The sequence below is a fragment of the Anaerobiospirillum succiniciproducens DSM 6400 genome, from assembly GCF_000482845.1.
GTDB classification, from domain to species: Bacteria; Pseudomonadota; Gammaproteobacteria; order Enterobacterales; family Succinivibrionaceae; genus Anaerobiospirillum; species Anaerobiospirillum succiniciproducens.
In genome coordinates, this window is the sequence record NZ_AXWV01000083.1 from 1 (window position 1) to 15720 (window position 15720).

General features: G+C 42.6%; 9 protein-coding genes and 2 pseudogenes. 7 read left to right on the top strand and 4 right to left on the bottom strand.

Annotated features, from left to right (window positions below):
• Positions 1-270 (top strand): annotated as a pseudogene (locus tag H524_RS17625) (IS256 family transposase); the annotation flags it as partial.
• Between the two features lie 552 nt (positions 271-822).
• Here the strand turns inward: H524_RS17625 and H524_RS16735 are convergent.
• Positions 823-2457, bottom strand: coding sequence for a peptidoglycan DD-metalloendopeptidase family protein (locus H524_RS16735; RefSeq protein ID WP_052339051.1), 1635 nt, complete (start codon positions 2455-2457; stop codon positions 823-825).
• A 1505-nt stretch (positions 2458-3962) separates the two neighbouring features.
• On the opposite strand from H524_RS16735, the gene H524_RS0110275 reads away from it, so the two are divergent.
• A complete protein-coding gene (locus H524_RS0110275; protein ID WP_027940153.1) occupies positions 3963-5594 on the top strand; it encodes a DUF416 family protein in 1632 nt (543 codons plus the stop codon).
• 751 nt (positions 5595-6345) lie between these two features.
• The gene (locus H524_RS0110280) at positions 6346-6735 is read left to right on the top strand and encodes a PilZ domain-containing protein (RefSeq protein ID WP_027940154.1); all 390 of its coding nucleotides are present in this window, start codon (positions 6346-6348) and stop codon (positions 6733-6735) included.
• Positions 6736-7327: 592 nt separating this feature from the next.
• On the opposite strand, the gene radA is transcribed toward H524_RS0110280, so the two are convergent.
• On the bottom strand, positions 7328-8704 hold the full coding sequence (gene radA / locus H524_RS0110285) for a DNA repair protein RadA (protein WP_027940155.1): 1377 nt from the start codon (positions 8702-8704) through the stop codon (positions 7328-7330).
• A gap of 1156 nt (positions 8705-9860) precedes the next feature.
• Between radA and H524_RS0110290 the strand changes: the two genes are divergently transcribed.
• The 3 genes from H524_RS0110290 to H524_RS17350 all read left to right on the top strand — a co-directional run bounded on the left by H524_RS0110290 (position 9861) and on the right by H524_RS17350 (position 12890).
• Complete coding sequence (locus H524_RS0110290) at positions 9861-11030, top strand: globin domain-containing protein (protein WP_027940156.1); 1170 nt, start codon at positions 9861-9863, stop codon at positions 11028-11030.
• Between the two features lie 407 nt (positions 11031-11437).
• A complete protein-coding gene (locus H524_RS0110295) occupies positions 11438-12607 on the top strand; it encodes a globin domain-containing protein (RefSeq protein WP_027940157.1) in 1170 nt (389 codons plus the stop codon).
• Between the two features lie 28 nt (positions 12608-12635).
• Positions 12636-12890, top strand: coding sequence for a hypothetical protein (locus H524_RS17350; protein ID WP_027940158.1), 255 nt, complete (start codon positions 12636-12638; stop codon positions 12888-12890).
• A gap of 11 nt (positions 12891-12901) precedes the next feature.
• Here H524_RS17350 and serB read toward each other — a convergent pair whose 3' ends face one another.
• Complete coding sequence (serB, locus tag H524_RS15415) at positions 12902-13879, bottom strand: phosphoserine phosphatase SerB (protein WP_052339052.1); 978 nt, start codon at positions 13877-13879, stop codon at positions 12902-12904.
• 570 nt (positions 13880-14449) lie between these two features.
• Here serB and H524_RS0110310 point away from each other — a divergent pair.
• Positions 14450-15091, top strand: a complete 642-nt coding sequence (locus H524_RS0110310) for a hypothetical protein (protein WP_027940159.1) — start codon at positions 14450-14452, stop codon at positions 15089-15091.
• A 73-nt stretch (positions 15092-15164) separates the two neighbouring features.
• Here the strand turns inward: H524_RS0110310 and H524_RS0110315 are convergent.
• A pseudogene (locus H524_RS0110315) lies at positions 15165-15371 on the bottom strand (flagellin); the annotation flags it as partial.
• Positions 15372-15720 lie beyond the last annotated feature (349 nt).

Genomic DNA, 15720 nt, shown 5'->3' on the forward strand with positions numbered 1-15720 from the left:
CGTCCGCTGTATAGGCACTCATCCTCGGTAAGAAAAATCATGTACACCACAAATGCCATCGAAGCGACAAACAGTAGTTTTCGTGAGGTGGTGAAAAAAGGCGTATTCGGAGGTATGAAAAGTGTGATATCCATGCTATTGCTTCGCTACACATACCATCTCAAGCCAAAGTGGGATAAAAGAGCAGTTAGCAACTGGCCTTCAGTTCGCTGTGAACTTTTAGCCAATCCAATAACTGCAGATATAGCAGCGAAGTACTTTAAGAGGTAAAAGAGAACCTCAATCTCTTTGTTGGGGGGACTCTATTGAAAAAAAAGTACACATAATTCTTGACTCTCCCTCAATACGAGCTGTTTACGCTCGTTAATCATGTCGTTAACCCATGAGTAACGTTCTTCAACGTTTTGCAGTGCGGTATTGAAGCCACTGATTTTATTGTCTTTCACAGGGAACCTCCTACCTTACTAATTACGCAAAATAAACTCTGTGTTTAGCTAAGATAATCTTTTAGCACCAAGCTAGTAGAACACATCAGGCATACTACTAAGCTTGCACACTAATTTGTGCCCACTACATAGTAGCTAATGATTATTTTCAGACTTGTCTGTGTAGATACACAAAGGGCCCGCATGATGCGAGCCCTCTGTAAGGTAGCTATAGTAAATGCACTTAGATGGTCAATTAAGCCTAGGAGCTTTCTTAACTGCCTAAACATCCTAAGAGCTTGCTTAGTCGTTCTGGCAATTGACAGAAATTTGGCATCCTAAGAGCTAGCGATTTCAGAGTTTGCTATATCTGTAAAACCATCTTAGCAAAACGTAGTTACTTTTTAGCGATTAAGTCCTCTTGATGCAGCTCTTTTTTGAACAAGGCAACATTATTGGCAAAACGCTGACGATTTTTCTTAGCAATCTGGGTGTCTTCGTTAGCTGGAAGAGTAACTCTCATTGCATTGATTGGACGATTGTTACGACGTAACTCGTAGTGCAGGTGAGGACCAGTAGAAATACCAGTATTACCAGAACGAGCAATCATCTGACCAATCTTAACTGACTGACCCTGGTTAACTAAGAGCTTAGATAAGTGCATATAAACAGTTGAGTAGGAACCACGGTGACGAATCACGATGTAATAACCTGCTGTACGTGAGTACTTAGCAATTTCAACCACACCATCAGCTGGAGCCACAATTGGGGTACCAACTCTAACGGCAAAGTCAGTACCGTTATGCGGACGAACACGTCCAGTTACAGGGTGACGACGGCTTGGATTGAAGTGAGATGAGATAACTACCTTGCCATCGATTGGGAAACGACGGAAAGTTGAGAAAGCAGAGTTATAGCCTTGCTCATCGTAGTACTTATCATCAGTAAAGTTACGATAAGCTGAGAGTGTACCTACTTTCTTTAAGCTCAGCTCAATAGCGTTAATCTTGCCCTCACCCTTATCATCAGAGAAGAGCACACGCATGGTATCGCCTGGCTGAACGTGACGAGAGAACTGCACACGGCCTTTGAAAAGCTCAGTAACCATACGCACCTCACCGTAGGTAAGGCCTGCCTCATGGGCTGCAGTAGAGAAGCTCTCACCGTGCTTAACAGTAGCCACAACTAAACGACCACGCTTTTTGTAAGCTGGCAGCTCGATATCATCAGCACTTACTAATGGCTTTAAGTTGCCATTAGCATCAGCAACTAAGATATGGGCATCTTTGTGTTCGCGCTTAACGGTAAACTCAGTAGAATTAACGTTGCTACGGGTAAAGTGCCACTGCTCGTAATCATTAATCTGCTTAACAAAGCCGATAAGATTGTTCTTATCATCAAAGCTAAAGTAGAGCTTGTTGCCTGGACGCAGATTAGTAATATTGCCCTCAACCTCTTTATTCTCGGCGATGGACATCATTACGTTATACGGAATGTTGAAATCAGAGAAAATGGAGCTTAAAGAATCACCACGCTGAATATCTTCGCTAAGCCACTGATTCTTGCTAGCTGACAGCATTTGAGCGCTGTTCTTGCCTTCTTTATTAGCAAGTTCACTAAGCTGTTGCTCCACTGCACTATCGTCAGATAAAGCGATAGCTGAACTTAGGTCATCTTCATCATAGTTTTCCATGGAGCCTAAGTTTTCAGTGGTATAGACGCGCTGATTGTTGTTGTTCTCTGACATAGCAACGTCGCGACCTGTGGCAGGAAGCTCTTTGCTATCGGTGAGCAGAATATCAGTCAGTGAGCGAGTAGGATCGATGAACTCCTCATAGACACCATCATCAGTGACAGTAGTGGCGTAGAGTTCATTAGATGTGTTTCTATCGATGTTTGTATTATGAGGCATGATGAAATACAAAGCACCAGCAAGAAATACCGTACTAGAGATAGCAATAACATGCTTTCTCGAGAGCGGGTACTTGCTATTAGAGAGGTCGTCTTGATAGATATAGTCTTCAGTTTCCATTAGTACGCCGTGGCATTGACTACATCAATAGCGCCGTTCTTTCCCTCGTTTCTAAAAATCTGACACGTGTTTAACTGTTTGAGCTCTATTTGTCTTACAAGAGACGAGCTCAGATCACTGCTTATAGACAGTGACAGTCTAGTAAGCTAGACAAACACAAGAGCTTGCACCAAGTAATTTATTCTTAGTGCTAATAAAGTTTTAGCCATTAATGTCTATAAGCTATGGTCATCTTGTCTATGAGTCTGAACACAACAACAAACTTACAAGAGCTCATATAGCGCACTATCTATATTTAGATATACCCGCACCACAAGATAGTCTTTAAGACATGCCCATCATAGTTGAGTTATTGCCACTTTAAATTTTACCCTAACATCTATAAATTAAGCTCTAGAGCTAAATTAGATGAATAAATGGCCAAAACATGGCTTTTACATAAACTCAACTAAATTTTGACAGTTAAAACGGCACGTCCCTTGCATTAATAACTTTTACAAACAGCAAAGCAACGTTGACATCATAGTTAGGCATTGCAAAGCCACAGCTGCCTAGCTTGAGTCAGAATATAAGAAGTAGATGAAAAAGCATCACGCCAGATGCTGATTTACGTTATGTCACAGCAGCATAGCTTACTGTGACTGCCTATCATTTCTGATATCTACAATCTTGCCCTACCTCATTGAGGCTTAGGCTAAATAAAGTAGCTGCAAGCGTACCAATTAAAAGCTTTTGTCATACGGATAACCTGCCAATAAGCTTAAGTACTTTGACTAACGCTACTTAGAACAAAGATAGCAAGCCATGTATAAGCATGGAGCTTAACTTGCTACAAGCATGCGTATATGTAGCTGCTAGCTTTAGCATCTACAAATTACAAAGCCACTATCTTTTGCTCAATCACACCTAGCTAAGGCCTACTGAACATAGCTAAATGCCACTGATTAGAAGATCTCATTCTTATCAGAAATACAGTGCACTATTTTGCTTCAAAACCACTTCAAAATCTAGCCTAAAAGCGCAAAAACTCCTGTAATTGACTAACTTTTTGCCTAGTGCACCAAAGCGATCGTTTTAGCGAGCGTCAACAATAGGCAAAACCTAGATGCAACATAGTTTTTTTGTCAAATTTAATGAAATTACCAGCTTAATTTGATCACACCCCTATATTGCACCAAAAACATCCACCTAAATGACCGCCATGCAACAGCTATAGACACATAACTTAGACATACTAAAAGCTTTGCAAAAACACGGGATTGTGACGCTTTTGAGCTATACTAATCGACTATCCTGAAAACAAACGTCTTCAGATAGTAGGACTTATAGCTATCGTTTAGCTAGCCTTGCCTACATTCATCGTTAATACTGCCTTCATTCATCTTACCCATCCCATCAAAACTACTTGCTATTTAAGCTAACTGCAGAGTTAATTTGCGCGTTTGCTTAAATCATGGTTGTTGTTGGCAAGTAAAGTGTGAGCGCTCTTTTTGAGGTTTCCCATAGTGATTTTTGGCGAAAGATTCTATCCAACACTGCAGAAGATGCCACCTTGGCGTCATAGTCTATTTGCTCTTGCTTTAGCTACCCGTGCTTATCCTAACTTTGCGCTCTGGTGCGATATTAAGGAACAGCAAGGCAAAAGAGAGTACCTGCATGCATTAAAGCAATGTTGGCGCTTTCACTATGACAAATACAATCACGTAGATCTTGAAGCAGCATACGACATCATCGAGCCTCTCATGCCTATGGAGCTTGAGGAGTACTCTGAGGGTGACTCCTTTGCTTTTGATGCCTCAGTAATTTTAGATGTGGCTTTAGAGAGTGTTCCTTTCAATAGCAAGAACGCTAAGAATGCATCCATGGCATCCATGGCGTCAGTTATTAGACTATGTGAAAACACTAACCCCGAAGAATCAGACGATGAGGAAAAACTCTTAGAGCTCGATCCAATTCAAGCTGAGATCGATTTCCAAGTGGCTGTCATGGAAATGGTAATGGAGCCACGCTCTGCTGAGGTTGTTAAAAAGCTCTTAGAGCTCTCCTTAGAATCTAAGTGCTCTAACATCGGCATTGAAAGCGACTTAACCATGGATGACTTTGCTGAGTCTCTTGTGCAAACTGAGCTTAGTGAAGAAGAATTAGCTAAACGTAAAGGCGCTGTTGATCCTTGGGGTGCTAACAAGCAAGCTAATTATGAGAATGATGGTGAAGACGAGCTTGCCATTGAAGAAGGATCAGATCTCGATGGCGACAACGAGGTAGCTAATAACAAAGAAGAGCTCAATACATCAGACGAGCAAGTTGCAAACGAGCTGCTCTCAGACGAAAAGAACGCAAAGCAAAAGATTGCGGATGACGAGATCACCGCTGATGAGGATTACTCCAACATTGATCCAAGCGAGTTTGATGAAGATCTAGTGCTTTTAGAGGAAGAAGGCGAATCTGACGAGGCCTTTGGCGACATTGTTCTTGTTGAAGATGAAGACGGTGTCCTTACTGATATGACTGCTCCATTCGAAGGTGATGCCGACGAGGAAGATGACAATAAGTCAAACAAGCGTCATGCACATCGCCAAGAGCGTCGCAAAGATCACCGAGACTCTCCACGCCGTGAAGATCGTCGCTTTGACAGACACCCACGCCGAGATCGCGAGGATGGCGAAGGCCACCGTAGAGATCGCAAGTTTGGTAGCCGTCCTCGCGGTGATCGTCCACACGGCGATCGCGACCGTAAGTTCGGTGACCGCCCTCATGGCGATCGTCCATTTGGCGATCGTGACCGTAAGTTTGGCGACCGTCCTCGCAGTGATCGTCCATTTGGCGATCGTGACCGTAAGTTTGGTGACCGTCAACGCGGCGATAGTCCATTTGGCGATCGCGACCGTAAGTTTGGTGACCGCCCTCGCGGTGATCGTCCATTTGGCGATCGCGACCGTAAGTTTGGCGATCGTCCTCGCGGTGATCGTCCATTTGGCGATCGCGACCGTAAGTTTGGCGATCGTCCACACGGTGATCGCAAGTTTGGTGATAGACCATTTGGCGATCGCAAAGGCCGTGGTGGTAAATTCGGTGATCGCAGTCGCCACGGTGAGGCACCACAAAAGCCACGTGTATTTGGACCAAAGAGTAACTAACTGAGTTCACCTCTTTAGCCTTACACATCCATAAAACAAAAAGACCGTATTGGCAGTTTTTGCTGATACGGTCTTTTTATTTTTTGGAGCCTTTTTTACAAAATGTGCATAGCAAGTTAACCATAACAATTTATTTCCGCTGCGATTTTCAGATGTGACTTGTCATAGTTTTCTCATTGATATCGGATTCTTTGCAAAGCATTACATAACCATGAGCAATAATCACAGAATCATTGCAAATGCAAGATACAACAAAAGTTGTACGACATAGTTACAGACAAGCTCACAGAACCGCAGTTTTATCATTATTTAACTTTTGATCTTGAACTTTCTTCTAACTGATCTGATAGAATAGCCGACGGTTTTTTGAGTGTTTTTCTCAATTAATCCGTAACATCCGCTAAGAAATCATGTTGCATCTAGTAAGGCACTTTTTCTTATTAGCCTAAAATGCGATCTATCAATCAAAGTTGCTAAAAGTGCTCTTGTTTAATGCTACTTTAAGGATATGATTTTAATAACAGCAACTGATCTGAGTTCAAATTAACTAAGGTATGCATAGATCTCTGATCTAAGTTTAAGCAACATAGTATGTTGACTCACAGCTAGGTCTGTTACATGTTCAGCATAGCAGCTCAACTTATATTAGTTGTGGCTGTATGATTACAGGAACACACTCACAATTAGATTCACATGCTTTGTCTGGCAGAATAGCCAGAGTATTTAACTTGATAAGTTGAAGGAAGATCAAATGGAACGCCGCAAATACTCACGTGTAGCTCTCGACCTTGATGGCACTCTTAAGTCACCCGTCCAAGCCAAGGCCTATATGGTAAAAGTGCACGATCTTTCCTTAAAGGGTGCTTTTGTTGAGCTGCGTAACTTCGAGCAAGATCCTCACATGTTCTCCGGCCAGAAGTACGACCTGACCGTTGAACTGCAGGCAACTACTAAGATCGTTATGCACATGACCTGCCGTCACGTTATTGGCAAGAAGTTAGGTTTAGAATGCGATCGTATCGATACAGAATCAATCGGCAACTTACGTCGACTGATTGAAATGAACGTAGGTCGTTCAGACATCTTAGGTCGTGAACTGAGCGTACTCATGCACATTAATAATCCAGGTGCTGAGGGCTAATATAGTTTGCCAAATTGAGTAGTTTATTTGCACTGCTCAAGCACCAAGAACATCTGATGATCCTAAGTTGACATATCATCTCACATCCAATCCGTTAACTTAGATCATCTGATCGCAAAAACAGCACTGACCAAAAATGGCAGTGCTGTTTTTTGTTTTCAGCCTAACCAAATCATCCTACCGCATTAAGCGCATCGCCCCTGCCAAGATCTCTGTAGCCACGAAAAACAGCGTTATAAGATCACACCGATTAGTACAGCCTCTTAGATCTTAGATTAGATTGCTAACAACACTCATGTCACTTTCATTGCCATCAATTACATAAGATCGCCACTACCTACTTTATCCTCAAAATCCTTTGGATTGTATAAACAGATAAGCTATCAAGTTCGCGATCCATACCTACATTTGAGATCTTGGATGGTAGTCAAATTGTAAGATCGCGACAACCTACCTTATCTATAAGATCTTGACTGATTGTACCTATTCTAAGATCGTAAGATCTGTTGCGCCAAAGCAGTTATCTTTGATCGCATGGCCAAGAGCCTGATCTCCAAGGTATCTGTAGTCATAAGATCAAGGCATCTCTATGCTAAACAAGTTCGACAAGCTGTTGAATATTTGAGACAGCCACGATCTCCATATTGCCGATCTTTTTCTTATTATGAGGAGCGTTATCGGCTGGAATGATGGCCTTAGTAAAACCCTGCTTTTCGGCTTCATTGAGGCGCTCTAAACCTGATTGCACTGGACGTATTTCACCAGTCAAACCGATTTCTCCAAAGGCAATACAGGTGCGCTCAATTGGTCTAGAAGTAAAACTAGATAATAAAGCTAAGATCAGAGGCACATCAGAACTAGTACCGTCGATCTTTACACCACCGACCACGTTTACAAACACATCTTGATCGGCAAGCTGAATACCTGCATGACGGTGCAGAACAGAGAGCAGCATCGACATACGATTGGCATCAGTACCTAACGATAAGCGGCGTGGGTTACCAAACTGAGACTCATCAACTAAGCACTGCAGCTCAACTAACAGTGGTCGTGTACCTTCCCATACACAGGTAGCAAGAGATCCTGGAGCAACTGTTTCTTGACGGTTTAAGAAGATCGCAGATGGATTTTTGATCTCACGCATGCCCTTATCAGTCATGGCAAAGACACCGATCTCATTAACTGCTCCAAAACGGTTTTTCTGACAGCGCAGAGTTCTAAAGCGCATATCATTGCCCGCCTCAAGCATGACTGAACAATCAACGCAGTGCTCTAAAACTTTTGGACCAGCAAGAGAGCCTTCTTTAGTAACGTGTCCAACTAAAAACACCGCAATACCTGTTCGTTTTGCAAACTGAGTTAAAGCTGCAGCTGCCTCACGCACTTGGCTAACTGATCCTGGGGCACTATCCACATCATTAACATGCATAACCTGAATAGAGTCGACCACTAATACAGCCGGCTGCTCAGCCATAGCTAGGCTAATAATGTTATCAATGGAGGTTTCAGCACCAATTCGTACATTTTGCGTTGGTAAATCTAAGCGGTTGGCACGCAGTGCTACCTGTTGCAAGGACTCTTCGCCTGTTACATAGAGTACCTTGGTAGTAGCAGATAACTTACATACAGTTTGCAATAGCAAAGTCGATTTACCAGCACCAGGGTTACCACCAATTAGCACGACTGATCCTGGCACAATACCACCACCAAGCACGCGATCAAACTCACTATAGCCCGATGGCATACGTGGGGTTTCAGTAATCTTGACGTTTGACAGGTCTTCAATTTTGCCGTCTGCAACACCAGCAAAACCTCCCATATTGCGAGAGACTGCTCTTTCGGCTTTAGGGCCTGAAATCTTGAGCTCTTCAATAGTATTCCACTCACCACAGGCCTTACATTGACCCTGCCAACGTGAATACTCAGCGCCACATTCGCGGCATACAAATACTGTTTTTGCTTTAGCCATTTGTCTACTGTCTGAAGATGAAAACCATAACTACATCAAACTAACTATTAAGGTTAGTTGCAGATCCCTTAGATTCTTGAGGCAATGAGCTTACATCATAAATAGTGCTGTGGAACATAAAGTGGGAAAAAGTTATTGCAATGTTTGCTGCATCTGACTTTAACTTGTGCCGCCTTTTGTCTTTAACTTGTGCTGCATCTGACTTTAACTTGTGCTGCCTTTTGAATTTAGCACGTGTCGCCTTTGTCGTTGCTTGTGCACATTCCAATTTATTGGCACAAAGTATAATGCTCTGCCTTAGCTAAGAATATGGCAGTAAATTATGCCCACATTGCTTTTGTCGCCACTATTACACAGCAATATTGACGTGTATCTGAGTTTGAACGTTTAGCTAGATTAAGATAGTGCAGTAAATGCAAAGTTGCATAAATTTGCACAATGTTGCATCTAGACCCTAGCTATTATAATAAGACTCGTTTAGGCTATGTATTATCAAGTAACTTGCCAAAGCAGTGTGCTTTTATATCGCTTAGCAATGCAATTTGCTAATGCCCCAAAGTATTCTTGCGATAGGCAAGTGCGCTTCAAATTTAACTAGTTGACATAATCATTGCGAACCGTTAGATTTTTTGACGCAATCTTGCACCATTTAGAGAAGTTAAGATAGCGTAGGTTTCGTAAGAAACGATTTTATTGTTCAACTAGATATGCACCTTTTTGTGGAATATACACAAAACAATATACGGGACTTTGTCACAATATGCGCACAAAAGTGCCCAATTTAACGGATTTTGTGGTTTGAGTCTTTTGCAAAACGGGTGCTTTAGATTAAGATCGCGCATGTAGTATCTGCCAAATGGTTTAACAAAACCACATATGTCTCTTTTGGTTATGCATTAAAGCTTACCTTTCATCATGTTAGAATAGTGAGTTGCAAACCGACACATTTGTAGAGGCTATGCAGCTGAGCATTTTGTATATGAGGATATAAGACAGATCACGGTTTAATATCCTTAACATTGCTATCTTATTACGAAAGATTTTGCTGGCTGATAAGGCTATTCCGACGAATCAAACAATTTTGTAGCGCTTTGATTCAAAATGCAGCTTCAATGCATCTTAAGTCGGAAGTTTACTGGTCATTAGGAAGAATAGAATGCTGACTCATCATCAACTCGAACTGATTAAAGCTACAGTACCAATTCTGCAACAGCATGGTGTTGCTTTGACCAGCTGCATGTACAGCCGTATGCTCCGTGACAATCCAGAGCTTCGTCAGGTATTCAACCAAGGTCACCAGCGTACTGGTAGACAGCAGGCTTCTTTAGCCGCTGCAGTTCTTGCCTATGCACAGAACATTGAAAACCCAATCGTAATGTTCAAGGCAGTTACCCACATTGCCTCTAAGCACGTTTCTTTAGGTATTCGTGCTGAACACTACAGCATCGTTGGCTACCACCTCATTGAGGCTATTAAAGAAGTTTTAGGCCTTACCGATGAGGACGAGCTTGTTGAGGCTTGGACTATTGCTTACGAGCAGTTAGCAGGCATTCTTATCGATGCTGAGACCAAGCTCTATCAGACTATGGCTAACATTGACGGTGGCTGGTCAGGCTGGCGTTCATTTAAGATCGTTGAGAAGAAGCAAGAAACTTCCAACGCAGTTAGCTTCGTATTACGCCCTGTTGACGGCGGTGAAATCTGCACCATTCTTCCAGGTCAGTTCATTTCCGTACGTGTATACGTAAAGAGCGAAGAACTCATTCAGCCTCGTCAGTACACTGTAGTATCCTCAGATGGTTACTCCATCCGTATCTGCGTAAAGCGTATCGATCCTAAGGGTGATGAGCCAGGTGGCATGGTTTCAACCGCTCTGCACTACGACTACAACGTAGGCGACCTTATCGACTTAGCCCCTCCAATGGGTGAGTACTACCTCGATCCTAGCGATACTCCTGCAGTATTAATTATCGGTGGTATTGGTATTACTACCGCTGTTGCCATGCTCGGTAGCGTTAATGCTGAAGAGCGCAATATGCACTTATACTTCACCTGCCACGATCAAAAGGACTTTGCTCTGCAGCAGGAAGTTAACGAGCTTATGGAAAGCCACCCTAACTTCACCATGACCACTCGCTTCACCGCTGATGAGGGTCGTCCTACCGCAGCTGACTTTGCTGCCTTAGCACGTCCTGATACTCAGTACTACATCTGTGGTCCTAAGGGCTTAATGAAGTCAGCTATCAACGCCCTTATCGAAGCAGGTGTTGATGAGGAACTGATCTTCAACGAGAGCTATGGTACTGGCGTTCTGCAAAAGGACTAAGCTCTAGCTTAATTTCAAGTACGTACTTATGCGTACCAAAAGAGGCTGCCATCGTGCAGCCTTTTTTTTATCTCTATCGACAGCCTAAGACACAAAAGCCCCCATCACCCAAGCTGCTATCAAGGCACAAAAAGCCCCATCACCCAAGCTGCTATCAAAGAACAAAATCCCCATCACCCAAGCTGCTATCAAGGCGCGAAAAATCCTCGTTGCTTGTCAACCTTTCATCATGTTAGTATCTAGTATGGACAATGTTTTTTATAGATCTAGATTGCTATCTTATTAGTAAGATTTTGCAGGCTGATAAGGATATTCCGACGAATCAAACAATTATGTAGTGCTTTGATTCAAAATGCGACTTCAATGCCTCTTAAGTCGGAAGTTTACTCAACATTAGGAAGAATAGAATGCTGACTCCTCATCAACTCGAACTAATTAAATCTACAGTACCAGTTCTGCAACAGCATGGTGTTGCTTTGACCAGCTGCATGTACAACCGTATGCTCCGCGACAATCCAGAGCTTCGTCAGGTATTCAACCTGGGTCACCAGCGTACTGGTAGACAGCAGGCTTCTTTAGCAGCTTCAGTTCTTGCCTATGCACAGAACATTGAAAACCCATCCGTACTGTCCAATGCAGTTGCCCACATTGCCTCTAAGCACGTTTCTTTAGGTATTCGTGCTGAGCACTATAGCGTCGTTGGCCACCACCTCATTGAGGCTATTAAAGAAGTTTTAGGCCTTAAAGATGGGGACGAGCTCGTTGAGGCTTGGGCTAAAGCTTACGGGCAGTTAGCAGACATTCTTATCGATGCTGAGAGCAAGCTCTATCAGACTATGGCTACCACTGACGGTGGCTGGTCTGGCTGGCGTTCATTTAAGATCGTTGAGAAGAAGCAAGAAACTTCCGACGCAGTTAGCTTCGTGTTACGCCCTGTTGACGGCGGTAAAATCTGCACCATTCTTCCAGGTCAGTTCATTTCCGTACGTGTATACTTAAAGAGCGAAGGACTCGTTCAGCCACGTCAGTACACTGTAGTATCATCAGATGGTGACACCATCCGTATCTGCGTAAAGCGTATCGATCCTAAGGGTGATGCGCCAGCTGGTATGGTTTCAAACGCTCTGCACAACGACTACAACGTAGGCGACTTTATCGACTTAGCTCCTCCAATGGGTGTGTACCACCTAGATTCTAGCGATACTCCTGCAGTATTTATCATTGGTGGCATTGGTATTACTACTGCTGTTGCCATGCTCGGTAGCGCTAATGCTGAAAAGCGCAACATGCACTTATACTTCGTCGGCCACGATCAAAAGGACTTTGCTCTGCAGCAAGAAGTTAACGAGATTATGGAAAGCCACCCTAACTTCACCTTGACCACCCGCTTCACCGCTGATGAGGGTCGTCCTACCGCAGCTGACTTTGCTGCCTTAGCACGTCCTAATACTCAGTACTACATCTGCGGTCCTCAGGGCTTAATGAAGTCAGCTATCAACGCTCTTATCGAAGCCGGTGTTGATGAGGCACTGATTTTCAACGAGAGCTTTGGTACTGGCGTTCTGCAAAAAGACTAAGCTCTAGCTTAATTTCAAGTACGTACTTATGCGTACCAAAAGAGGCTGCCATCGTGCAGCCTTTTTTGTCTCTATCGCCAGCCTAAGACACAAAAATCCCCATCACCCAGGCTGCTATCAAGGCACAAAAATCCCCATCACCAAAGCTGCTATCAAGGCACGAAAAGCTCCAAAATTCAAAGCCAAACAAGCACAAAAAATCCCCATAAGCGCAAGGCCGATGAGGACTTTTTCAAAGCAATACTTAGTAAATGAAATGCTACTAAGCTTGTTAGCTGTTTAAAGTAATTTCAATTAGAGCTTATTTGTCATTTGCATAAGAGCGCTGACAGATGACAGATCGCCAACGTTCATAGCATTGCGGGCCTGCTCTTGAACCTTTGGCTTAGCATGGTACGCAATACCGAGTCCTGCCTCAGACATCATTAACAGGTCATTAGCACCATCGCCTAAAGAGATGATGTTGTTCTTATTAATGCCTGACTTCTTAAGTTCTACGATTAAAGCAGCCTTACCCTCACCATTAACGATCTCGCCAACAGTATGTCCTGTGAACTTGCCATCTTTAATCTCAAAGCGATTGGCTTTGACATGATCAAGACCGTACTTCTCTTCGAGTACGCAAATTAACTCATGGAAACCACCAGAGGCGATACAGGTCTTAAAACCATAGTCTGGTTTTAAGGTATTGCAGTATTTGAGTAAAGAGCTAAGACCGTCAGTTTCAACCATGATCTCTTTTACTTTTGCCAAAGTATTATCAGCATCCCCTCCTTCTAGCAGAGCTACACGACGAGTTAAAGACTGATTGAAATCTAGCTTGCCATTCATAGCCTCAAAGGTAATCTCTGCAACCTTGTCATAAACGCCTAAGCAACGAGCGATCTCATCAATACCTTCGATCTGTACTGAAGTCATATCCATATCCATGACTAAAGCACCGCTTTGCTTGTGGGTTTCATTAAAACAAGGGAATGCCTCAGAGAAGAAGACATCACAGACACCCTTTAAAGAGCCATAAACAACCTCATGCTTAATCTGCTTTTCGATCTCTTCAGAGACATCGTTTGCAAGTCTAATCAGAGCATATTCAAAGCCATGAGCCTTATCTAAAGTAAAGATAGAGGAGCAATCAGCTAAAGAAGCACCTGCCATAGACAGTACTTTGCTCACTACCTGAGTATGTTCAGCGCATAAAGAATCAATGCGCTGCAGCTGAGACTGACTTACATCTTTTTCAGACTTGAAAATGAAAAACAACTCTCTGAACATAGACCCCTCCTAATGTCTCTAAGCATGAATGGTTGTGATGGTTGTGATTGATGTTAAAGCTTAGCTAGTGTAATTAACTATGTCGACATAAATATGAACATAGCAACATTTCTTAACAGCCCAAGCTAAAACAACGAGTTAAAAATCACAATTTTAACGCATTCTAAAACTTATTGCTCACAGGAGCGGTAAATGAGATCCCTGTAGGAAATTGCTGTACTTAGCTAGAGCTAAGTGATAAGTATCGCGATCTAGTTTCCAATCACCGCTCAAAACTTAACATAGCACTTTTTCTAAGAGCATATTTGAGTCAAAGCTCTTTATATTTATCACTAAACTTAAGCAAAAAGATAACGATTATAGATATATAAGCCTTTTAACGCGTCTAGCGTTGAAAATGCCACTCAAAATTTTGTCTATGTGTTAGATTGCGATTCTTGATTCTTGATTCATGAGCAACTCTATAACGATGCGCTCCTTTTGCAAGGATCAAAGCAACACGCCCACAAGTCTGAAACTCCAGCTTTGCTATTGGCTGTCTAGTTAGTAATACTGATGGAAGTGAGATTCATGAGCGCTGAAATTGCCACCTATGATGTAGATGTTGCCTACCTTGACTCAATCATGTCACTTGCCCTTGCCAAAAGGCAGATGTTTAGATTTCTTCAGCTTGATCTCTCTAACTGTAAAATCTCATACATCAGCACTCGCGGCACAACCTATTTAGGTATTAAAGAGGGCTATAAAGATCTTCTAAGCCGCAAAGAGAAAGGCCTTAAAGAGGCCCAAAAACTCCGCGCTGGTGCTAAGAACTATTTACGTCTTATCCGCAATGAAGATGATGACATTCTACAGATTGAAAGCTACAAGAATGGCTATCTTGAGTGCATCTATCAGGCTCATCATGTTAACAACCATCGCTACCTCTTCCCATTTACGCCCGATGGTATCCCGTATAGCACCTACACCTACGTTACCCACTTCAAAGACGGATGCGTAACTGAAGAATACATGGTGGATGATAAGCAAATCATCTATGAGAGCTATACCGAGCTACATGGTAAGAAGCTTGGCTATACCTATCTTAACTATGTGCCTGAGGATCACTATCCGATTCGTGAACTGCTTGAAGGTTTCTTTAATCTAAGCAGCTCAACCTACACTCAAACTAAGTTTCAGTGCTGGCTTAGAGACATCCCACAAAAGGTCTAAACCGCACCGTTCTGAGACTAAAAAAGGCAGCTTAAAGCTGCCTTTTTTCATAGATTATTATGGGTATATCGCGTTAGCGGCCAAGTAAGCCTAAAGCCACGGTAGGACGCTGATTTGCCTGCATTAAGATAGTCTGCGAAGCTTGCTGTATGATCTGATTTTGAGTCAGCGCTGCAGTTTCAGCAGCAAAGTCAGTATCACGAATACGGCTACGTGCATCAGATTGATTTTCAGCAATGGAACTTTGATTACGGATAGTTGATTCCATACGGTTTTGCAACATTTTTGCGACATCTTTGATTGCAAAAATGAGCTCTTCAACTAACTTCGAAACCCAATTATTATTTTGTCGCAAATTCTCGAATACAAAATTTGTCATAGGAGCAAATTCTCTCTTTTTGGCGACGGTTTCAATGCCATAATTCAATAAACAAATTTACATACGCTACGTATATTATCACCATATGTGAGGTGATGTACGTCACTTAGCAAATCTTGACAATTAATGACTTTTGTGCTTTGTCATTAAAAAGTCGAAAACAAGACGTAACAAAGCGATGCTGTATTTCTACAACATTAGAAAGCACATAATATGCCAACATATAATACTATGCTAGCACGTAGACAAG